Here is a 22,197-nt window from a genome sequence, read left to right as displayed (position 1 = left end):
CATAAAGACATATAATGACAGAAAGAACATGTTGAGGCGTGTTCTTAATGTTTATAGACAGAATGACACAAAGACATATAATGACAGAAAGAACATGTTTTGTCGTGTTTTTTTATGTTTATAGACATAATGACAGAAAGACATAGATAGGCTGAATGAACATACTAAACAGAAATATTAAGGCATATAAAATAAGGTGATAAAGTGTGCAGAACAACGGTTTACATGAGACCAACTAACACTGTAAGCAACGAGCAGCAAGCCGATAGGGGTATCTCGGTAATCACGCCCCTCCCTACGGGGGAGGGGATGGGGGAGGGGCCAGTCTGTGTGGTTGTGGTTGGTCCACTCTGTTGCCGTGGTTGGTCCACTCGTTTGGTTATGGTTGGTCCTCTCGTGTTTAAAAAAATAATGGCTTGCACGACAAAGGTACAAGCCACATATAATCCTTTTAGAGTGTTGATGGAGCGACGAGGGCTTCCACCAGCACTTTTTAACGTTGCAAAGATAATAATAAGTTTCAAGTAAACAAAATAAATAGGCTTATTTATGATGTGATTTAATTATTTTTTAGATTCGAGGAGAGCGATATCAGATAGTTCCCATTTCATGTGTGTAATTTGCTCTACAGTCTGTGTTAAGTATATAGACTTATTTTTCAAAGTTGTATAAGCTCTGTTTAACTCTAATACAAAGTCGTGTTGACGATTTAGTGAAATAGTCCCGATAAGATAAGCTATGACTTTTATAGCGCCACAGAGACTATATGCTTCGTCTTGTGCAACCTTTCCTGCGGGTCCTTTCTTGACTAATTGGTGGAGCCGAACATCGTATAATACTGCGCTGTGGGCACACACGTTTCGCACACATCTTACTGTCTCGATATAGTTTTCGAAGATAGTTGTTTGGTTGACTCCAAAGTGTTTTGCCACAAGTAACCTATCATCTGTTTTTATCAGGCTCTTATAGAGTAGCAGTACACTTCCGAGTGTCATGTGTTCAAGTGTTTTCCAAGCAGGTGCATACGTATCATGTTTATATTTCTTGTGATGTTGTTTTATATTGTTGTTGCGTTTCACTTCTTTATAACACTTATCGCTAAAGTCGTTAATGAATGATTGTTCAACGACAGATGGGTTAACAAACCAGCATGTGTCACCTTTATACTTATTACTTAGTTTATAGGTAAGATAAGTGCGAAAGGCTACCTCTATTCTACTGATATATTTCGAAAGGGTGTTTCGCAGGTCATAATCAAAATAATAAAGTGTAACAGCATCTTCGAAACATGTGTTCTCTCTCACGTCGTGAGTTCTATTCTTTATGTTTGGGTATGACTTTTCAAAGGGGAAGAAATAGAAGCCTAAGCGATAGTAGCCTATGTCTAATAGGTTTTCCTCAGCTTTTGCGTTATCATTAATCTTAACTCCACGGCTTGTAAGAAGCTTGATTTGTTCTGGTATTGTAGTTGCTCTTTTCATATAAGAAAGTATTAGAATACAAATGTACGAAACATTTTAAGATGCTCCAACATTTTCTTAGAAATCTTGTGACTTAGTGTGTAAAGGTCTTATTATTTCCTTATTATTTGTGAGAAAGCACTCGTTGTTCATGATGTCTACTCTTTCAGTGGGTGTTGGGTGATGGGTGCTTAGGTGGTGGTTGATGATTGTTGGGTGTTAATGGATACTTTGGGTGGTGGGGGTTGAGTGATGGCTTTGGTCGTTGATGGATATTGAGGATGATAGGTGTTGAGTATTAGGGGTAGCGCTGTTAGTGTTGTAGCGTTCCTCTATATAGTATTCAAAGTTTATATACTCATTGCTAACTTTGTCACGTTAGGCGCTCCCCTCCCTTTCGACGAGTTGTTGTGTGAGGGGGGCTTCCTTATCTTCTTTTTCTGACATAATTCACAACTTTTTTTCTTTTCGGCTTTGTCTATATGTATTTATTTGTTATCTTTGCGGATGATTGAGTAGATTTTCCTTAAAAGGGAGTCGAAGACATACATAATATTATGAGTAAGATAAAGACAATAGGTATCTTGACCTCAGGCGGTGATGCCCCAGGTATGAATGCAGCTATACGTGCTGTGACCAGAGCAGGCATATATAACGGTTTTGAGATAAAGGCCGTCTATAGAGGTTACGAAGGATTGATAACAGGTGACATAAAGCCTTTTACGACCGAGAATGTCAGTGGCATTATCGGTCAGGGCGGTACGATTCTTAAGACGGCACGCTCAAAAGGTTTCACAACAAAGGAGGGTAGACAGCAAGCATACGACAACCTTGTTAGTCAAGGGATTGATGCTTTGGTGGTCATCGGCGGTAATGGTTCGCTGACGGGTGCTATGTTGTTTGCACAAGAGTTTGATTATTGTTGTATCGGTTTGCCTGGTACGATAGACAACGACCTTTATGGTACGGACAGTACGATAGGTTATGACACGACGATGAACACGATAGTGGAGTGTGTAGACCGTATTCGTGATACTGCCCAGAGCCATGAACGTATCTTCTTTGTGGAGGTGATGGGTCGTGATGCTGGTTTCTTAGCTCAGAACTCGGCTATTGCGAGTGGTGCTGAGGCCGCTATCATTCCAGAAGACTCCACGAATGTCGACCAGTTGGCACGCTTCATGGAGCGCGGCATACGTAAGTCTAAGAGAAGTTGTATCGTCATTGTGTCAGAGAGTCCAAAGTGTGGTGCGATGTATTATGCCGACCGTGTGCGCAATGAGTTCCCTGATTATGATGTTCGTGTGTCAATTCTTGGCCACTTGCAGCGTGGTGGTCGCCCATCAGCTCGCGACCGTATCCTTGCAAGTAGTACGGGTGTTGGAGCCATAGAAGCCATCATACAGGGTCAGCGCAATATTATGGTAGGTGTGAGAAACAACGAGGTAGTCTACGTCCCATTGTCTGAGGCAATCCGTTCAGACAAGCCTTTCGACAAGAAACTCATCAAGGTACTCGACGAGTTGAGCATCTAAGCGCACCTCTTCCACCTTATTATATATATAGAAGAAGTAATAATAAAAAAAAAGAAAAGATATTTATGTCACAGATTAATGGGCGCATCTCCCAGATTATCGGTCCTGTTATCGATGTTTACTTTGATACTAAGGGCGAGAATCCTGAGAAGGTTCTGCCAAAGATTCACGATGCTCTGCGTGTTAAACGACCAAATGGGCAGGATTTGATTATCGAGGTACAGCAACACATCGGAGAGGATACTGTACGTTGTGTGGCCATGGACAATACGGATGGTTTGCAACGTGACCTTGAGGTAGTACCAACGGGTAGTCCTATCGTCATGCCCGCTGGCGACCAGATTAAGGGTCGTATGTTGAACGTTATAGGCCAGCCTATCGACGGTATGAAGGCACTGAATATGGAAGGTGCATACCCTATCCACCGTGAGGCACCGAAGTTTGAAGACCTCTCTACGCATAAGGAGATGCTTCAGACGGGTATTAAGGTCATCGACCTATTGGAGCCTTATATGAAGGGTGGTAAGATTGGACTCTTTGGAGGTGCCGGTGTAGGTAAGACGGTGCTTATTATGGAGTTGATTAATAACATCGCTAAGGGTCATAATGGATACTCTGTTTTTGCCGGTGTGGGCGAGCGTACACGTGAAGGTAACGACTTGATACGTGATATGTTGGAGTCAGGTGTTATCCGTTATGGCGAGAAGTTCCGCAAAGCCATGGATGAAGGCAAGTGGGACCTGTCGCTTGTTGACCAAGAGGAGTTGCAGAAGTCGCAGGCTACTCTTGTCTATGGACAGATGAATGAGCCACCAGGGGCACGTGCATCAGTGGCTTTGTCAGGTTTGACCGTTGCTGAGGAGTTCCGTGACCATGGTGGTAAGAATGGTGAGGCAGCAGATATCATGTTCTTCATCGATAACATCTTCCGTTTTACACAGGCCGGATCAGAGGTGTCAGCACTGTTGGGTCGTATGCCATCAGCCGTAGGTTATCAGCCAACATTGGCCAGTGAGATGGGTGCAATGCAGGAGCGTATCACCTCAACGAAGCATGGTTCAATCACTTCAGTACAAGCCGTTTATGTGCCAGCAGACGACTTGACCGACCCAGCGCCAGCCACTACCTTTACTCACTTGGACGCAACAACAGAGTTGAGTCGTAAGATCACCGAGCTTGGTATCTATCCGGCGGTAGACCCACTGGGCAGTACTTCACGTATCCTCGACCCACTGATTGTTGGTAAGGACCACTATGAGTGTGCGCAGAGAGTAAAGCAGCTGTTGCAGCATTATAATGAGTTGCAGGATATCATTGCCATCTTAGGTATGGACGAGCTGTCAGATGAGGATAAGCAGGTGGTAAACCGTGCGCGTCGTGTGCAGCGTTTCCTCTCTCAACCATTTACTGTAGCTGAGCAGTTCACGGGTGTTAAGGGCGTTATGGTACCAATCGAGGAGACCATCAAGGGCTTCAATGCCATCTTGAATGGTGAGGTAGACGACCTACCAGAGCAGGCCTTCTTGAACGTTGGTACGATAGAGGATGTCAAGGAGAAGGCTAAGCAGCTGTTAGAAGCATCTAAGTAATCATCTTCTTGTACAAATAGAATAATAATTGAATTGTCTATGTTGACACTTAGAATAGTTTCTCCTGAAAGGATTGTCTTCACAGGTGAGGTGGATAGTGTGATGGTTCCAGGAGCAGTAGGACCTTTCGAAATCCTTAACAATCACGCTCCTATCATCTCAACGCTCGTTGAAGGCAAGGTAGAATATACCGTAAAAGGAGTAAAGACAGAGTTTCAGATAGTAGGCGGGTTCGTCGAGGTGAAGAAGAATAACGTCGACCTCTGTGTAGAAATCTAAGTAAGATAATCGACGGAGAGCATAGTTAGTATGATGGATTACGATAAAGTCTATAAGAAATACTATAAGTATAGCCTGTGGATTGCCGCTGCGCTCTATCTTATTGGGATACTTGTGGTACAGCTGACAGAGCGTTTTTCCTACATACCGATGCTCACGATTAGTGCTGTCTTCTCTGTTGTCACAGCCTCTGTCTATGGAGGTGCGTGGAAGGCCATCGTTAGTCAGTCGCCAGCAGTACTCAATAAGTTCTATCTTGCAGCGTCAGGACTGCGGATGCTATTGGCTTTCATGGTGATAGTCGTCTATGCCTTCGTGGTGAAGGACCGTACGAGACTGATCAGCTTCGCCGTTATCTTCATGATATTCTACCTTATACTATTGGTATTCGATACCTTCTATTTTTACAAAGTGGAAAAGAACAATAAAATTAATAAATAACGAATGAAATATCTCAAGCATCTGATTTGCATGGTGATGATGCTCTTTCTGTTGCTACCTGGTGCTGCGGCATCAGAGAGTAAAGGGGAGGGAGTAAACCTGCAGGAGATATTGTGGGGACATATCAAGGACTCATACGAGTGGCATGTAACCAATATTGGAGATAAGCCCATCATCATCAATCTACCAGTCATTGTGAAGACATCAAACGGCTGGTACATGGGTTGGGCTGAAGACTTCGCTGAGGAGCCCTTAGAGAGTGGTCCGCATGCGGGCTATCGACCTTGTAAGAACAACCCCGACCTGTTCATTGCGACGAAAGGAAACTATGAACGACGTATCGTGGAGTTACAGAAGGATGGCACAGAAGTGCGTCCTTTCGATATCTCAATCACTAAGTCGGTGTGCGTACTCTTCATTGATGCCATCATTCTCATGCTTTGTATCTTGATACCAGCACGCTGGTGTCGTCGCCATAAGGTGACCGATAAGGCCCCAAAAGGCTTTACTGGCTTGATGCACATGTTTGTGATGTATGTCTACGATGAGGTGATCAAGCCAACATTAGGTAAGGAGTCCGATCGGTATGCACCTTATCTTCTGACTTGCTTCTTCTTTATCTTCGTGGCTAACATCATGGGTATCGTACCATTCCCACCGGGGGGTGGTAACCTGACAGGTAATATCACCATTACTTTCTTCTTAGCTGTTTGCACCTTCTTAATAACCAATTTCTCTGGAACAAAGCATTATTGGAAGGATATCTTTTGGCCAGATGTACCCGCATGGTTGAAGGTTCCGGTGCCATTGATGCCTGTGATAGAGATATTCGGTATCTTTACTAAGCCCTTCGCATTGATGGTGCGTCTCTTTGCCAATATGATGGCAGGACACGCTATAGCGTTGGCACTGACCTGTATCATCTTTATCATGGCTACGATGGGTATAGTTCTTAGTACGTCCATGACGGTGGTGAGTGTGGCAATGAGTATCTTCATGATGCTCTTGGAGCTTCTTGTAAGTTTCATTCAGGCCCTGGTATTCACGATGTTAAGTGCCGTCTTCATCTCTTTGGCACGTGTCCATGAGGCAGAAGGATAAACAGCAGTAAACGAACAGTGGGCGACAGGCAATCCTTATCACCCACATCACGACAAGAAAACAAAAAACAATTAATAATTAAAAAGCAAAAAACTATGTTGACATCATTGTTATTAGCAGCAGAAACTGCAAAGTTAGGCGCCGCTATCGGTGCAGGTATCGCAGCCGTAGGCGCAGGTCTTGGTATTGGTCGTATCGGTGGTCAGGCTATGGATGCCATGGCTCGTCAGCCAGAGAAGATCGGTGAGCTTCGTTCTGCTATGATTATTGCAGCGGCATTGGTAGAGGGTGTTGCCTTCTTTGCTGCAATCATTGCGCTCCTCTGTGTATTCTAAACAGCGCAGAAGAATAATAGTATCAAAATTGGTAAGAAAAGTAATTTAGCAGCTTATGTCATTATTATTGCCAGATAGTGGCTTACTCTTTTGGATGACACTCGTCTTCTTAGTGGTCTTCTTCGTCTTATGGAAATGGGGCTTCCCTTCTATCATCAAGATGGTGAACGAGCGTAAGGAGTATATTGACGAGAGCCTTGCCAAAGCCGAGGAAGCCAATTTGAGGCTTGCTAACATTCAGAAACAAGGTGAGGAGCTGCTTATGGAAGCACGTGAGAAACAGGCGCAAATCCTTCGGGAAGCGTCTGAGACACGTGATACCATAGTCGGACAGGCACAGGAGAAGGCACACGAAGAGAGTGCTCGCATCCTCTCAGAAGCCAAGGCAGAGATAGAGAGTCAGAAGCAGGCTGCCATCCGCGACATCCGAGCACAGGTTGCCGAGCTCTCTGTGCAGATTGCTGAGAAGATACTGCAGAAGGAGTTGTCGACATCAGCCGAGCAGACTCAGCTTATCGATCGCTTATTGGATGACGTTACTTCTACTAACGGAACAGAAAGTAAATAATCGCTTATGAATACAGGTGTAATATCGGTTCGCTATGCTCGTGCGCTCTTGAAGGCTGCTTGTGAGCAGGGTATCGAGGACAAGGTGTATGCTTTTATGCAGACACTTGCCCAGAGCTACCTCCAAGTGTCCGACCTCCGCATGACGATTGAGAGCCCGATGCTTCCGAAGGGGAAGAAGCGTAAGCTATTGGAAGTAGCCTGTGGTGGCGACTGTCCTAAGTTAGTTGAGAATTTCTTCGACCTTGTCTTAAAAGAAGACAGAGAGGACCTGCTACAGCTCATGTCGAATGACTATGTCACGCTTTACCGTAAGCTGAAGCATATCATACGTGGGAAGGTGGTCACAGCCACGCCGGTCTCTGCCCAGACAGAGGACAAGATGAAGGAGATGGTACAGTCCAGAGCGCAGGGAACAGTTGAGTTCAACACTGAGGTTGACCCTTCACTCATCGGTGGATTTATCCTTGAGTATGACACTTATCGGATGGATGCCAGCGTGAAGAGCAAACTGAATGCTATCCTCACACAATTAAAACAGTAATTAGAATAATAAACATGTCAGATAAAATTAAACCAAGTGAGGTGTCTGAAATCCTTATTAAGGAACTGCAAGGCATCAACTCCGAGGAAAAGTTTGATGAGGTCGGCAACGTACTGACCGTCGGTGACGGCGTGGCACGTGTCTATGGCCTTCGAAACGCTGAAGCCAACGAGTTGCTTGAATTTGAGAATGGCACCATGGCTATCGTCATGAACTTGGAAGAAGACAATGTTGGTTGTGTCCTTCTTGGTCCTTCTGAGGGCATCAAAGAGGGTCAGAGCGTGAAGCGAACCCACCGCATTGCCTCTATCCGAGTTAATGATAACTTCTTGGGACGTGTCGTCAATCCGCTTGGAGAGGCTATCGATGGCAAGGGGGAAATAGACCTCACCGGTGCTTTCGAGATGCCACTCGACCGTAAGGCACCGGGTGTTATCTATCGTCAACCCGTTAAGGAACCACTTCAGACGGGTCTGAAAGCCGTCGACTCCATGATACCTATCGGTCGTGGACAGCGTGAGCTTATCATTGGCGACCGTCAGACGGGTAAGACAGCCATTGCCGTTGACACCATCCTCAACCAGAAGAGCTTCTATGAACAGGGCAATCCTGTCTATTGTATCTATGTTGCTATCGGACAGAAGGCCTCTACCGTGGCTACACTGGTGCAGAACCTCAAAGAGCGTGGAGCCTTACCTTATACTATCATCGTGAGCGCAACGGCTGCCGACCCAGCTGCTATGCAGTACTATGCACCGTTTGCGGGTGCGGCTATCGGCGAATACTTCCGCGACCGAGGCTACTCTGCTCTCGTCATCTACGACGACTTGTCAAAGCAGGCGGTGGCTTATCGTGAGGTATCACTGATACTTCGTCGTCCGTCAGGACGTGAGGCCTACCCTGGTGATGTGTTCTATCTCCACTCTCGACTACTTGAGCGTGCAGCGCGCATCAACAACCAGCAGGAGATAGCAGAGAAGATGAACGACCTGCCAGAGTGTATGAAGGGACATGTAAAGGGAGGTGGATCGCTCACCGCACTGCCTATCATCGAGACCCAAGCAGGCGACGTGTCAGCCTACATCCCTACCAATGTAATCTCTATTACCGACGGTCAGATCTATCTTGAAACCGACCTCTTCAACCAAGGCTTCCGCCCTGCTATCAACGTGGGTATCTCCGTTTCGCGTGTAGGTGGCTCCGCACAGATAAAGAGTATGAAGAAGGTTGCAGGTACGTTGAAGATTGATATGGCCCAATATCGTGAGTTGGAAGCGTTCTCTAAGTTCTCTTCTGATATGGACAAGGTCACCGCTATGACCCTCGACCGTGGACGTAAGAACAACCAGCTTCTTATCCAACCACAGTATAGCCCAATGCCTGTAGGAGAGCAGATTGCTATCCTCTACTGCGGTGTACATGGCTTGATGCGTGACGTACCAGTCGACCAGGTTCGCCTTTGTCAGGACCAGTTCCTCGACACCATGCGCACCACTCATGCCGACGTCATCAACGACTTGGCTGCTGGTAAGCTCGAAGATACATCTATCAAGGTAATCGAAGAGGTCATGGGCAATATTGCCGGACAATTCAAATAAAGACTATAAAGAATGGCATCCTTAAAGGAAATCAAGACTCGTATAGCCAGTGTTCAGAGCACGCGTAAGATTACAAGTGCCATGAAGATGGTGGCCTCGAGTAAGCTGCACCATGCACAGAATGCTATCGAGAGTATGCTTCCCTACGAGGCGATGCTCGAACACATTCTAAAGACGTTCCTTGTCTCTACACCCGATACGGACACTCCGTTCGATGAAGAGCGACCTGTCAAGCGTGTTGCCTTGCTCGTTTTCTCCTCTAACAGCTCGCTCTGTGGGGGATTCAATGCCTATGTCATCAAGCTCCTGCAGCAGACTATCGACGAGTATCATGCTAAAGGGCTGACAGACAAGGATATTGTCATCTACCCCGTAGGCCGAAAAGTGTTCGAGGCAGCGAAGAAGCGTGGATATGAATGTGTCTATCCCTATCCGCAACTCGCTGATAAACCTAACTCTGAGGAGTGCCGTAATATCGCTAAAGAGTTAGGACAGAAATGGCTTAAAGGTGAGTTCGATAAGGTGGAAATCATCTACCATCACTTCAAAAGTGCTGGTAGCCAGGTCTTACAACGTAAGAATTTCCTACCTATCGACCTTGAAGAGGAACTTAATGAGGATACTGTGCGCGACCTCTCTTCGAACATCTCGACGAAAGCAGCGCAGGACTATCTTAAGAAGAAGGGACAGACTGAAACACAGAAGTCTAATAGTGAGACTGTCACTCCTCTGAATGATGACTTCATCATTGAGCCCGACTTGCATACTGTCTTGACATCACTCGTACCGAAACTACTACATCTCATGGTCTACACTGCCCTCTTAGACAGTAATGCCTCAGAGCATGCAGCACGAATGGTTGCCATGCAGACCGCCACGGATAACGCCGACGACCTGCTTCGCTCACTCAACTTGCAGTATAACAAGTCGCGTCAAGCAGCCATCACGTCTGAGTTGCTCGATATCATGGGAGGTTCGGTAAACAACTAATCACTCGGTCGTCGCACACCGTGCACGGACTGAGTCTAACCACAAAAGGGGATAAGCAATAATGCTTGTCCCCTTTTTTTGTGGGGGAAAAGGGGCAGGCTGGGGAAGGGAGCAGGGTCAGAAAGATAGCGGCCCCTCCCCCGACCCCTCCCCCGAAGGGAAGGGGAGTGATCACCGAGATACCCCTATAGGCTGGATGTAGGCTGCTTTTTACCTTCTTATTGGTATCTTCATTAGCAGTAACGCTCTGTGATATCTGTATGCCGGAGGCCTTCTGTGGGCTCGAAACGTTGGTTGAAAAGTTCTGTTAAATCTGTGCGCTCTGTGAGAGAAAAACCTCCCCAGCATGAAAGAAAGACATACTCTATAACTTTCAAACGTTCTTTTCCTCATGGAGGGTGCGTTCTATTTCTCACAGATTTACACAGAAGAACAGAGCACACAGCATCTCACAGAGACATTAAGTCAACCGATATCACAGAGCGTTACAGCTAATGTTAGTTGAAAGGCCTCTGTGACCTCTGTATGCCGAAGGCCTTTTGTGGGTTCGAAATGTGCGCTAAAAACCTCCGTGAACTCTGTGCGCTCTGTGAGAGATAAAACTCCCCACTGCGAGTCTCAAACGTTTTTTTCTCACAGATAACACAGAAGAACAGAACACACAGCGTTCCACAGAGACATTAAGTCAACCGATTTCACAGAACCTTACAGCCAACGTTAGCTAATCATCAGCACCTAACACCCATCATCCAACACCCTTCTTTAGCAGTAACGTTCTGTTAATTCTGTATGCCGGAGGCGTTCTGTGGGATCGAAACAGTGCGCAAAAATGTTCTGTTAAATCTGTGAGTTCTGTGAGAGAAAAACCTCCCCGGCGAGTCTCATAGGCCTAATCTCATAGCGAGGGTGCGTTCTATTTCTCACAGATAACACAGAAGAACAGAACACACAGGGTTTCACAGAGACATTAAGTCAACCGATTTCACAGAACCTTACAGCCAACGTTAGCTAATCATCAGCACCTAACACTCATCACCCAACACCCAGCTTTAGCAGTAACGCTCTGTGATATCTGTATGCCGTAGGCGTTCTGTGGGCTCGAAACGTTGGTTGAAAAGTTCTGTTAAATCTGTGTGTTCTGTGAGAGAAAGAAATACCCAAGAACTGTGTTAGCAGCCCAATAGGGGTAACCTCACATATCACGCTCCTCCCTGCGGGGGAGGGGTTGGGGGAGGGGCCACTATCTTATGGGTTCGAAACGTGCGCCAGAAGGTTCTGTTAGCTCTGTTAGTTCTGTGAGAGAAAAATATACCCCACGAGTTCAGCATACGTGCGCTCTGTGAGAGATAAAACTCCCCAACGTGTGAGGAAGCTAAGCCAAGAATCAGCGAGCGAGCCTTTCGTGGGGTGATATGTGTTATTCTCAATGCGCATGTAAAACATTTACAAAGAGTGATGAGATAGACTTTTATTTTCGATAGAAATATTAGCAAGATGGGAGACTATAACGTACATGATTTCAGATAGTTACGAATACGAAACGAGGAGAGGCCTTTCTTGTATCAAGAAGGGCATGTTCTTGCACCAAGAAAGGCATGTTCTCGAACGTTGAAGGGCGTTCTCTTGAGCGTTGAAGGGCATGGACAGGGTGAGAGAGGGACGAAAATAGTTTACATATTCGGCCTGTTGTCTTGATGTGGAGAGGATGGGAGGGCTTCTTCCTCGTGCTTGGAGAGAGGCGATGAGAGGAAAGGCATCACTTGCAATCCACCTCCAACTCATTTGTCATAGATAAAGGTTTTGGAGGAAGAAGGAGTGCTTCTACAGAAGCCTTGGTCCTTGCACGGAGGATAAGAAAGCAGTTACCTATTTTATAATAAAGATGATATCCGATAGACTTGTATAGTTCTTTTGATTAAAGGTATATTTGATTTCTTTCAAAGAGTGAGCATTGAAAGATTTGAGATAGTTGTTCACAGTTGGTTCAATGAGTGTGAAGGCTCGTTTCATCTTCCATGATTGTTTCATGTCCTTGGTGTCAACAAGAACAAGGAACAGACGGTTCTCTGCACCAAACAAACGAGCACTTTGGTTTTTGTAGAGCCATTTCATCAGTTCTTCTGGGTGTTTGCATGCCTCGTCAATAATCTCTTGTTTATATTTCGTAAGCACCTCAATGATGTTTGAATGGCCGTGGTTTTCAAGTTCTTCTTTAAGGAATGTGAGCTGTTCAGCGTCAGATAGGTTCTTGTCGGGACTTATTTTGACTTTTCTCGCTTCTTTTTTAAGCCAAGCAAGCTCCTTATTTCCTATCTTCTCTTTGAGTTTCTTCTCCATAAACTCATTCGGGAAATAAGTCACTTTTAGGTCTATTGGATAGTTATCGATAAAGAAGTCCACGCTTTTTATCTCCCCAATAGCCGAGAGGACACGCTTGTGTTTCTTAAAGATAGACTCAATGAGGTAGGATGTCCAGTTGTTATACCAACTTGTCTGAACGAAGTTCCATGCGTTTGCCTGTATCTCTTTCGCTTTCTTTTGAAGGGTGTCATAGTCACTGATAACCTTGACATATCTCCTAACAAGGTATTGGTCGAGCGAGTTATTATGGTCGCCACCCCATTCATAAGCGTTTATCTTGCGCAGAGCAGTCCTCACTTTATCCTCGTCGACGCCCATTTCTTTATACCATTCATTATTCCTGTCTCGCAAAAAACAGTCAAGTTGTTTTATCAGCTTAGGCTTGTTTTCTAACAAGGCATATAGTTCGGGGAACTGTTCCTTCACTTTCTTCGATTTGAGCGTGAGGTTGTTTTCCTTAAGAAATTGCGTTATCAGTGTTTTACGGCATATCGCCCTCACTTTGAGATAGAGCAAGGCTTTATCGTTATTGTTAAAGGCGAACAGGTTGTTTGTGCGGAACTCGTGGTCCCATTTCTCATAGTTTGTCATGTTATTTATTATGTTTTACATATTAATAAAATCTCGTTACTCCCCGCAACGCTACCTTTCCCACCTCTACCATTGGTATATCTCTTATGTTCTACCTTAACTTTTCTATACGGTTCAATCATGTTCACCATCGTATTTATGTCTGGGTAGCTTCGGTCATTATAGCTAACAAGCCAAGTAGGGATATGTTGTGCCCTTTCAAACAACAGTTTTAAGCTGTTAATAGCCTCACTGTTTTTATCGAAGCCACTATATCTCTTGGGTTCATAACGCTTGATGCCATTGACGAATTGTTTGTCTTTCCAATACTCGACGAAGGTCTCAAGGAGGTGATAAAAGGACTGGTAATCCGCATGACTATTGCAGTAAGGTGGGTCAAAGTAGACTAAGTCGACATCAGACAATGTCGGCAGGAGGTCCAGTATATTCTCTTGAAAGCTTTTGTTGGCCTTTTGGTTATCAAAAACAGCAGCATTGTAGTGTGGCAGAATATCAAGGAAGATGTCCCTTAAAGGGCGTATTAAGCTGCGGTTTCTCTTCACTCTTGCAGGGTCTTCAGCGTAGGTTAATGCTTGAGTATGGGCAAAGTGGCCCATCGTAACCTTCCTTGTCATACTCCTACACATGACCGACAGGGCCAGTGACTGCTTGAATGTGTTTTGCAGACGAGGCACATTACTTCTAAAGCTATCGAGCCAAGCCGCCTCTTCTGGGTAGAAGAAGAGGTTTGCGTATAGCTTTTCTATCAGGTTATATTCCGTCGGGTTCTGATTAGGAGAGAATAGGATGTCAAGGTCTTCTTGGTTAAGTACGTTCCCAGAGTTCTCTATCAGTGCCTTACCAATTTGATAGTTAAAATTCAAGAAATCGTTAGTATAGGTAGTCTTCCCCATTTGCTTTAGCAGATAAGCAATGGATTGTGAGCCTCCAAAAGCGTCAAGAGCAACGCATGAGTCGGTCGGGATGAATTGTGCAATCCATGCCCTATGAATGTATTTTGCGCCCAAGTACTGTGGTTCTGGGAACTTATAATTCAGATAATCATTCTTGAATAAGGAACACTCCATTATACTAATGTATCTACTATTGGTAAGATTAAATGATAGTCTCAGCCCATCTCGAATAGCTTTGCTTGTTAGCTATCGTGAACAAAACACATGACTTTACCTAACACTGTCTGGTGTAGGCTTAAAAGTGTAAGTCATCAGCGGGCAATCTTTAATCCTTTTGATAGCTTCGTCTTACGTGAGAATATTATTGTTTGATGCAAAGTTATTATTTTTTGATAATACTTACAAACAATAAACAAAGTTTTCTCTCCTTTTATTAGCCGTTTTGTTGGGGTAACTTCACATACTAATAGCAGCTGGGCCACGCCCTTCCCCAGTTGGCCCCTCCCCCTCATAGGCTCGAAAAGTGCGCCAAAAGGTTCTGTTAGATCTGTGAGTTCTGTGAGAGAAAAACCTCCCCACACACGTTTCCAATATTCTTTTTCTCACAGATAACACAGAAGAACAGAACACACAGCATTCCACAGAGACATTAAGTCAACCGATTTCACAGAACCTTACAGCCAACGTTAGCTAATCATCAGCACCTAACAGCCATCACGCAACACCCATCTTTAGCCTCACCCCCTGCCCCTCTCCGAATGGAGAGTGGAGTGATCACCGAGGCTACCCCTATTGGGCTGCTTATGTCTTGATGGAGATGTGGACCCACCCCGACACTTTCTTAGCTATTCATCAACACCTAACATCCATCATCTATCACCTAACAATGGTGGTGCTTCCCCGTCCCCAACTGAGGCGGGGAGCTACGAGGCAGTGCCTCGTAGGCCTGAACAGCAGGGGACACGGGTGGGTACAGCTGGGGGGGGTGGAGTAGGGGGTAATGTCAGCAGAAACGCTAATTATGCGAGCAGGAAATGTAAGGATTTTTTGCTAATCACTCCCTTCTACAATCGAGAACGGGCTGAGCTTGAAGCATGAAGAGGCCCTTCTGCGTTCGAGAACATACCTTTCTTGCCACAAGAAGGGCGTCTTCTACGAGCAAGAGGGGCATGTTCTCAAACACTATTCGTAACGTTCTGATTTTGTGAAGGTTATAAAAGTAATCGCAAGGTACGTTATATTCTTATTTAGAGGATTTTTCTTTCACTACAATGTAATGATTTTTTATTACTCTATAAATTCTCCTCTTTCCTAATTTTCACCCAATCTTCAGCAGAATCGCTCTGTGTTCTCTGTATGCCGAAGGCGTTCTGTGAGCTCGAAATGTGCGCCAAAAGGCTCAGTGAACTCTGTGCGCTCTGTGAGAGATAAAACTCCCCAGCGAGTTGTTTGTGTGCCATCTCATAGAGTTGGGGTGTTCTATTTCTCACAGATAACACAGAAGAACAGAACACACAGGGTTTCACAGAGACATTAAGTCAACCGATTTCACAGAACGTTACAGCCAATCTTAGTTGAAAGGCCTCTGTGGCCTCTGTATGCCGAAGGCGTTCTGTGGGCTCGAAACGTTGGTTGAAATGTTCTGTTAAATCTGTGAGTTCTGTGAGAGAAAAAACTCCCCAGCAAGTTACATGCGTCTCATCTCATAGAGTGGGTGCGTTCTATTTCTCACAGAAGAACACAGATGAACAGAACACACAGCATCTCACAGAGACATTAAGTCAACCGATAACACAGAACGTTACAGCCAATCTTAGTTGAAAGGCCTCTGTGACCTCTGTATGCCGAAGGCCTTCTGTGAGCTCGAAATGTGCGCCAAAAACCTCCGTGAACTCTGTGCGCTCTGTGAGAGATAAAACTTCCCACTGCGAGTATCCAACAATCTTTCTCTCACAGAAACTCACAGAAGAACAGAACACACAGGGTTTCACAGAGACATTAAGTCAACTGATATCACAGAGCCTTACAGCCAATTTTTGCTAAAACGCTCTGTGTTCTCTGTATGCCGAAGGTCTTCTGTGGGCTCGAAATGTGCGCCAAAAACCTCCGTGAACTCTGTGCGCTCTGTGAGAGATAAAACTCCCCACTGCGAGTCTCAAGCGTTTTTTTCTCACAGATTTACACAGAAGAACAGAACACACAGCCAACAGAAGCCTCACCCCCAGCCCCTCTCCGAATGGAGAGGGGAGTGATCACCGAGATACCCCTACATGTCCTCCGTATGTTCAGCAGCCCTTCTCCTCCTAATACCAGACTAATAGGGGTAACCTCACATACTAACTACCAGTTGGCCCCTCCCCCTTCCCCTCCCCCGAAGGGAAGGGGAGTGATCACCGAGATACCTCTATAAAAAGGATGTAGGCTTCGTTACGTCCTTTAATGGCAGTCTTGTAGGGGTAACCTCACATTTCACTCCCCTCCCTACGGGGGAGGGGTTGGGGGAGGGGCCAGCTGTTGTTGGGGTGAGGCCGGATTTTCCACTGATTCACCCAACACCCATCAGTGGTGGAGAGGAAAGTGTTAAATATATTAAATATTGTATAGTCAACAATGAATATTCAAAAGAATATGTTTATATTTGTGACCGACTTTAAGAGGAAAACGACTCCTTTAATGAAGCCTAAAGCATAAAACCTAATAACAGAACAAATCATAAACCTAAAAAGTAAACGGTTAGAACGCCTAAAAGTTGGCATTAAAAGTAATTAAAAATATACAAAAACCAATTATTTATTACAATTATGAAGAAAATCTTTACACTACTTTCTTTGTGCTTTGTTGCGTTGTCAACATTCGCACAGGACTGGGTTGCTACTCCTGAGAGTGGTCAACAGTATTACATTGCAGTAGGTAACAACAAGGTGGGTTACATCACTGCGAATGAAGACGGCGGTAAGCTGACAGCTAAGGCAGCTACAGAAGGTGACAAGGAAAAGCAGACTTGGACTTGTACAAAGGGCGAGAATGATGTTTGGAAATTCACTGTTACTGTTGACGGGCAGGAGTGGACGATGTACACAAACGAAGGTGAACGTCTTGCAGCAGGTACTGATCCAGGCTCAAACTTCAAGGATTTCACTATTACAGCTCATGATGACGATCCTTCAAATGCATACAGTGCTATCAAGATGAAGGCGGGCGAAAGTGGAAACTTATACGTTAACATCTTCGGAGGACAGAGCTTAGGCAGTGAGTTTGGTCCTTGGGCTGATGGTGACAACGGTTCTAAGGTTTACTTTGTCAAGGCTTCTGAGGTAGAGATTCCTACTTGGAATTTCAATTTTAATATTTTCCAGCAGGGTGACAACAGTACTCGTTACTTCATTCAGTTCAACAGAGCTGCAGCAAACAAGCCTGAGAATGGCCCAACAAACTTGGAGGGCCTCACAGGTGATAAGCTGATCCTCTCTGTAGACAAGGATACTTTGATTGCTGATCAACTGATAGAAAACGACCCAGACTTTAGATTTAAGGTATGGCATGTAACCTCATTCGATGCATCAACAAAGGAGATAGTTCTCGTAAACGAGGCTGGTCAGTATATTAAGTACGCTGAATTGGCAACAGAGATGCCTGGTGGTAACGATATGTATAAGAAGAACGAGGCTGGTGAATGGGTTCGTAACGGCAAGAGTGGAGGCGGTAAGATGACAGGAGCTTTCATGGCAACTACCGAACCACAGACTCTTCATATCTTCGATAGCAACCAGGGCAGTGAATGTTACTCTATTGGTGATAGCGAGGATAGGAATTCTACCAACTTCCTCAACGCTTGGGGTAACATAGCATGGCACCATCTCATGGGTAAGTGGAAGGTAAATGACTCTAACAACGCCCTCAAGTTCGTCCCAATCACTGATATATTGAGCGCGGAACAGATACAGGCTTCAGACGCAGCAACAGTAGCTGCTGGCATTTCAAACGTTAAGGTACAGGACAAGCAGGCAAATGGTTATGTCTACACCCTCGATGGTCGTTTGGTATCAAAGAGCCTTAATGGTCTTGCAAAGGGCTTGTACATTGTAAATGGCAAGAAGGTTGTTGTGAAGTAATTCACAATGAATAAACTAACTCTCATCGGTCGGGAAGCAGTGCAAAGAATAAGAGTGATTACCGCATTGTCGACCGACTGATAGGGTTAAGGGGCTGTATCAAAAGCAAGGGGTGTACCAGCGTGTGTGCCCTGTCAGCAGGTAAAGCATAGGAGCACGTAGTGTGCAGTCCTGTTGTTGACCACTGACACGATTTTGATACAACCCCCTTTTTCGTCTTATCGTTCAAACGTAAATAATTATAACAATATATCTCATTATTATATATCTATGAATATCTGTAAGCGTATTTGTGCTCTTTTCCTCTTGACTACAGTCGGTGTAGGACAAGTGATGGCACAAGGCTACCCTCGTGTTAGTACCGTAGGCAATGAGCATTGGTACTATGTTAAGTATCTTCGGTCTAATAACGTGTTGGAAGAGAAGGGCGATAAGCAAGGTTGTCGCACGGCTGTTCCACAGGTCATGGGCGCCGACCGCCAGTTATGGAAGGTTGTTGAGGCAGAGGGTTTTAGCCGTAATAAGAAGTACCAGTTGGTTAGTAAGAGCGGTCGCACGCTCTATGTCAATGGCACAGATCCAAGTAGTTCGCGCTTCAAGGCAGCTACGAAGGCTACAGATATCCAATCATTCCACATCTTTCAGAGCACGAACAGCAGTTATGGGGAGGGTGCGTTAGAGCTTGCGCCAGACTCCACAGGCAGCAACGCCATGAACCAAGTGGCCGAGATAAGGGTCGGTCAGGAGTTAGGACTATGGACCATAGGCGATGTCAACAACCTCTTGTCGTTTGTAGGTAAGGACGAGATGGTGTTCCCTTATACGATGCCTGTACTCTCAACAGCGGCAAACCCCGTTTATTACTACATTCAGTTCCAGACAGGCAACTGGCTTCTGAGTGCTAAGGGAGAGAAGGCTACCTGCCAGACAGCGTCGTTGCATAACGGTAACCCCGATGATATGCTGTGGAGAGTGGCCGAGAAAGATGGTAAGTACAGCTTTGTCAGCAAGAGTGGAAAGATACTCTACGTCAGCGATTCATACGTGAATGCAACCAAGAGCCGCACCGTTAAAGACACACTCTTTACGATGGTAGAGTCGAAGAACACGCTGGGCGGCTTCGAGATAGGTAAGTCTACCAGTGGACGCAACTTCTTTAATATGTTCCAAGGAGCAGGCGATGGTAAGTACATCAGCTTCTGGGACTTAGGCGATGGCGGTAATGTGGTGCGCTTCGTACCCTCTGATGAGATGGTACCTGTGTCAGGTATTACTACCTTCAACCCCGCCAACAAATACACACTATGGTACACAAAGCCCGCAACCAACTGGATGACCTCTTGTCTTCCTATTGGTAACGGACAGTTCGGAGCCACATTAATGGGCGATGTAGCCATAGACGACGTACAATTCAACGATAAAACGCTATGGAGTGGAAAGCTCGGAGGACTGACAAGTACGGCAGCCTACGGTTATTACCTTAACTTTGGCAACCTATATATACGCAGTCGTGAATTGACGAAGGTGACCGACTACGTGCGTTACCTTGATATCAACGATGCCGTAGCAGGTGTGCGTTACACGATGGAGGGCGTAGCCTACGATCGAACCTACTTTGCTACCAATCCCGATAGTTGCTTAGTAATCCGCTACACAGCCTCAGAGAAGGGTAGAATCAATACCACCCTCACACTGAAGAATCAGAACGGCAAGAACGTTAACTATACCGTTGATAATAACAATCAAGCCACAATAACCTTCGAGGGAAAGGTGGCGCGCCAGAATGACAAGGGTGCGACAACCCCAGAGAGCTACTATTGTGCTGCGCGCATCATCACCGATGGCGGTAGTGTCACTAAGAATGCAAAGGGCTTGATAGAGGTCAGTGGCGCTAATAGTATGACTGTTTACCTCCGTGGCCTGACCGATTTCGACCCCGACGCAGCCGAGTATGTGTCAGGAGCCGACCGTCTTGCAGGACGTGCCACAGCGACCGTCAACAATGCAGAGAGCAAGGGTTACGATGCCTTGTTAGCAGCCCATAAAGCCGACTATAAGTCGCTCTTCGATCGTTGTCAGCTGACCCTCGCAGATAGTAAGAACACTATCCCAACGCCACAGCTCATCAGCAACTATCGTGACAACCAACATGACAACCTCTTCTTAGAGGAGCTCTACTTCAATTACGGGCGTTACCTCCTTATCAGTTCAAGCCGTGGTGTATCGCTACCAGCCAACTTGCAGGGTATATGGAATGACAATAACACCCCAGCATGGCACTCAGATATCCATGCAAACATCAACGTACAGATGAATTACTGGCCTGCTGAGCCTACCAATCTGTCTGAGCTTCATCGCCCATTCCTCGATTACATCTATCGAGAAGCATGTGTGAAACCTACATGGCGTCGCTTCGCACAGGACATGGGACACGTCAACACGGGATGGACACTACCAACGGAGAATAACATCTATGGCTCGGGTACTACCTTTGCCAATACCTATACCGTTGCCAATGCGTGGTATTGTCAGCACCTCTGGCAGCACTACACCTACACAATGGACGAGGAGTTCCTACGCACAAAGGCCTTCCCTGCGATGAAGACGGCTGTCGACTATTGGTTTAAGAAACTTGTCAAGGCTGCTGATGGTACTTACGAATGTCCTAACGAATGGTCGCCTGAACACGGACCAACCGAGAATGCGACCGCACACAGTCAACAGTTAGTATGGGACCTCTTCAACAACACGCGCAAAGCCATTGCTGTTCTCGGTGATAACGTGGTGTCTAAGTCGTTCCGCGACTCGCTCTCTACTTACTTTGCGAAGCTCGATGACGGGTGCCATACAGAGGTTAATCCCGCTGATGGACAGACTTATCTCCGTGAGTGGAAATACTCTTCACAGTTTAACAACCCAAGTAAGATTGGTGTTAACGAGTATAAGGCACACCGTCATATCTCCCATTTAATGGGCCTCTACCCCTGCTCTCAGATCAGTGAAGATGCTGATAAGAGCGTCTTCGAGGCCGCTCGTACGTCCTTGATAGCCCGTGGCGATGGTCATGGAACAGGCTGGTCACTGGGCCATAAGATAAACCTCAATGCCCGTGCCTACGAGGGTCTCCACTGTCATAACCTCATCAAACGAGCCTTGCAGCAGACCTGGGACACCGGAACTAACGAGGCTGCAGGAGGTATCTATGAGAACCTTTGGGACGCACATGCGCCTTATCAGATTGATGGTAACTTTGGTTATACAGCGGGTGTGGCTGAGATGCTCTTACAGAGCTACAACGACAAGCTCGTTATTCTCCCTGCTTTGCCTACCAGCTTCTGGCAGAAAGGTTCGGTGAAGGGCCTTAAGGCGGTTGGTAACTTCACTGTTGACATTGATTGGGACAATGCGAAAGCAACGCAGATAAGGGTTGTCTCAAACAAAGGAACCCTTTGCGTCGTTAAATATACAGGTATTGCAAAGGACTATAAGGTGACTACTGCCGACGGAAAGAGCGTGGAGACGAAGCGTATCAGCGATGATGAGATTAGCTTCTCAACCGTTGCTGGAGGCAAGTATATCATCGTCTCAACAACCTCTAACGCTATTGCCGCTGTCACAGGCAGCCAAGAAGGTACCGTCGCCACCGTATGCTATTACAGTCTTAACGGTGCAAAGGCCAACAGCACACCCTCCCATGGAGTCTACATCAAGCAGATGAAGTATAGTAACGGTACGACGTCTACAACCAAGGTAATCAACTAATCACACGTAAAATATCCTACCCACACTCCGGCACAGGCC

Annotated in this window: 15 protein-coding genes; 12 read left to right on the top strand and 3 right to left on the bottom strand. The window is 45.8% G+C overall.

Going from position 1 to position 22,197, the window contains the following annotated elements; all coding sequences use genetic code 11:
- Positions 1-563: 563 nt before the first annotated feature.
- A complete protein-coding gene (locus tag CHB62_RS02810; protein WP_089365621.1) occupies positions 564-1,481 on the bottom strand; it encodes an Abi family protein in 918 nt (305 codons plus the stop codon).
- A gap of 536 nt (positions 1,482-2,017) precedes the next feature.
- Here CHB62_RS02810 and pfkA point away from each other — a divergent pair.
- The 10 genes from pfkA (at position 2,018) to CHB62_RS02760 (ending at position 10,439) form a co-directional block, all read left to right on the top strand.
- Complete coding sequence (gene pfkA / locus CHB62_RS02805; protein WP_089365620.1) at positions 2,018-2,995, top strand: 6-phosphofructokinase; 978 nt, start codon at positions 2,018-2,020, stop codon at positions 2,993-2,995.
- A gap of 65 nt (positions 2,996-3,060) precedes the next feature.
- Complete coding sequence (gene atpD, locus CHB62_RS02800; RefSeq protein ID WP_089365619.1) at positions 3,061-4,584, top strand: F0F1 ATP synthase subunit beta; 1,524 nt, start codon at positions 3,061-3,063, stop codon at positions 4,582-4,584.
- Between the two features lie 39 nt (positions 4,585-4,623).
- Complete coding sequence (atpC, locus tag CHB62_RS02795; RefSeq protein ID WP_089365618.1) at positions 4,624-4,863, top strand: ATP synthase F1 subunit epsilon; 240 nt, start codon at positions 4,624-4,626, stop codon at positions 4,861-4,863.
- A gap of 30 nt (positions 4,864-4,893) precedes the next feature.
- Entirely contained in the window at positions 4,894-5,304 is a 411-nt protein-coding gene (locus CHB62_RS02790) for a hypothetical protein (RefSeq protein WP_176414837.1), read from the top strand.
- A 3-nt stretch (positions 5,305-5,307) separates the two neighbouring features.
- Positions 5,308-6,405 (top strand): F0F1 ATP synthase subunit A, encoded by a 1,098-nt coding sequence (atpB, locus tag CHB62_RS02785; RefSeq protein WP_089365617.1) that lies wholly within the window; start codon positions 5,308-5,310, stop codon positions 6,403-6,405.
- 95 nt (positions 6,406-6,500) lie between these two features.
- Complete coding sequence (gene atpE, locus CHB62_RS02780) at positions 6,501-6,740, top strand: ATP synthase F0 subunit C (RefSeq protein WP_004360677.1); 240 nt, start codon at positions 6,501-6,503, stop codon at positions 6,738-6,740.
- Between the two features lie 55 nt (positions 6,741-6,795).
- The gene (gene atpF / locus CHB62_RS02775; protein ID WP_089365616.1) at positions 6,796-7,308 is read left to right on the top strand and encodes a F0F1 ATP synthase subunit B; all 513 of its coding nucleotides are present in this window, start codon (positions 6,796-6,798) and stop codon (positions 7,306-7,308) included.
- Positions 7,309-7,314: 6 nt separating this feature from the next.
- The gene (locus CHB62_RS02770; protein ID WP_089365615.1) at positions 7,315-7,851 is read left to right on the top strand and encodes a F0F1 ATP synthase subunit delta; all 537 of its coding nucleotides are present in this window, start codon (positions 7,315-7,317) and stop codon (positions 7,849-7,851) included.
- 14 nt (positions 7,852-7,865) lie between these two features.
- Positions 7,866-9,449 carry a F0F1 ATP synthase subunit alpha gene (gene atpA, locus CHB62_RS02765; RefSeq protein WP_009010250.1) on the top strand — a complete coding sequence of 528 codons (1,584 nt, stop codon included), beginning with the start codon at positions 7,866-7,868 and terminating at the stop codon, positions 9,447-9,449.
- 12 nt (positions 9,450-9,461) lie between these two features.
- Complete coding sequence (locus CHB62_RS02760; RefSeq protein WP_089365614.1) at positions 9,462-10,439, top strand: F0F1 ATP synthase subunit gamma; 978 nt, start codon at positions 9,462-9,464, stop codon at positions 10,437-10,439.
- A gap of 1,866 nt (positions 10,440-12,305) precedes the next feature.
- On the opposite strand, the gene CHB62_RS02745 is transcribed toward CHB62_RS02760, so the two are convergent.
- Together CHB62_RS02745 and CHB62_RS02740 are read right to left on the bottom strand one after the other, a co-directional pair.
- On the bottom strand, positions 12,306-13,391 hold the full coding sequence (locus tag CHB62_RS02745) for a hypothetical protein (RefSeq protein WP_089365613.1): 1,086 nt from the start codon (positions 13,389-13,391) through the stop codon (positions 12,306-12,308).
- An 8-nt stretch (positions 13,392-13,399) separates the two neighbouring features.
- Entirely contained in the window at positions 13,400-14,458 is a 1,059-nt protein-coding gene (locus CHB62_RS02740) for a DNA adenine methylase (protein WP_089365612.1), read from the bottom strand.
- Positions 14,459-17,085: 2,627 nt separating this feature from the next.
- Here CHB62_RS02740 and CHB62_RS02725 point away from each other — a divergent pair.
- Both CHB62_RS02725 and CHB62_RS02720 read left to right on the top strand, forming a co-directional pair.
- On the top strand, positions 17,086-18,396 hold the full coding sequence (locus tag CHB62_RS02725) for a hypothetical protein (protein WP_089365610.1): 1,311 nt from the start codon (positions 17,086-17,088) through the stop codon (positions 18,394-18,396).
- Between the two features lie 270 nt (positions 18,397-18,666).
- Positions 18,667-22,158: a glycoside hydrolase family 95 protein gene (locus tag CHB62_RS02720; RefSeq protein ID WP_089365609.1), complete on the top strand. Its 3,492-nt coding sequence runs from the start codon at positions 18,667-18,669 to the stop codon at positions 22,156-22,158.
- Positions 22,159-22,197: the final 39 nt, after the last annotated feature.

This window comes from Prevotella jejuni (assembly GCF_900187995.1).
Classification (GTDB): Bacteria; Bacteroidota; Bacteroidia; order Bacteroidales; family Bacteroidaceae; genus Prevotella; species Prevotella jejuni.
This window is presented reverse-complemented; position numbering and strand designations above follow the sequence as displayed.

Coding starts and splice junctions, on each gene's coding strand:
- atpC (WP_089365618.1), top strand. CDS start 4,624: ATGTTGACACTTAGAATAGTTTCTCCTGAAAGGATTGTCTTCACAGGT.
- CHB62_RS02725 (WP_089365610.1), top strand. CDS start 17,086: ATGAAGAAAATCTTTACACTACTTTCTTTGTGCTTTGTTGCGTTGTCA.
- atpE (WP_004360677.1), top strand. CDS start 6,501: ATGTTGACATCATTGTTATTAGCAGCAGAAACTGCAAAGTTAGGCGCC.
- CHB62_RS02745 (WP_089365613.1), bottom strand. CDS start 13,391: ATGACAAACTATGAGAAATGGGACCACGAGTTCCGCACAAACAACCTG.
- CHB62_RS02720 (WP_089365609.1), top strand. CDS start 18,667: ATGAATATCTGTAAGCGTATTTGTGCTCTTTTCCTCTTGACTACAGTC.
- CHB62_RS02770 (WP_089365615.1), top strand. CDS start 7,315: ATGAATACAGGTGTAATATCGGTTCGCTATGCTCGTGCGCTCTTGAAG.
- CHB62_RS02790 (WP_176414837.1), top strand. CDS start 4,894: ATGATGGATTACGATAAAGTCTATAAGAAATACTATAAGTATAGCCTG.
- atpA (WP_009010250.1), top strand. CDS start 7,866: ATGTCAGATAAAATTAAACCAAGTGAGGTGTCTGAAATCCTTATTAAG.
- CHB62_RS02740 (WP_089365612.1), bottom strand. CDS start 14,458: ATGGAGTGTTCCTTATTCAAGAATGATTATCTGAATTATAAGTTCCCA.
- pfkA (WP_089365620.1), top strand. CDS start 2,018: ATGAGTAAGATAAAGACAATAGGTATCTTGACCTCAGGCGGTGATGCC.
- CHB62_RS02760 (WP_089365614.1), top strand. CDS start 9,462: ATGGCATCCTTAAAGGAAATCAAGACTCGTATAGCCAGTGTTCAGAGC.
- CHB62_RS02810 (WP_089365621.1), bottom strand. CDS start 1,481: ATGAAAAGAGCAACTACAATACCAGAACAAATCAAGCTTCTTACAAGC.
- atpB (WP_089365617.1), top strand. CDS start 5,308: ATGAAATATCTCAAGCATCTGATTTGCATGGTGATGATGCTCTTTCTG.
- atpD (WP_089365619.1), top strand. CDS start 3,061: ATGTCACAGATTAATGGGCGCATCTCCCAGATTATCGGTCCTGTTATC.
- atpF (WP_089365616.1), top strand. CDS start 6,796: ATGTCATTATTATTGCCAGATAGTGGCTTACTCTTTTGGATGACACTC.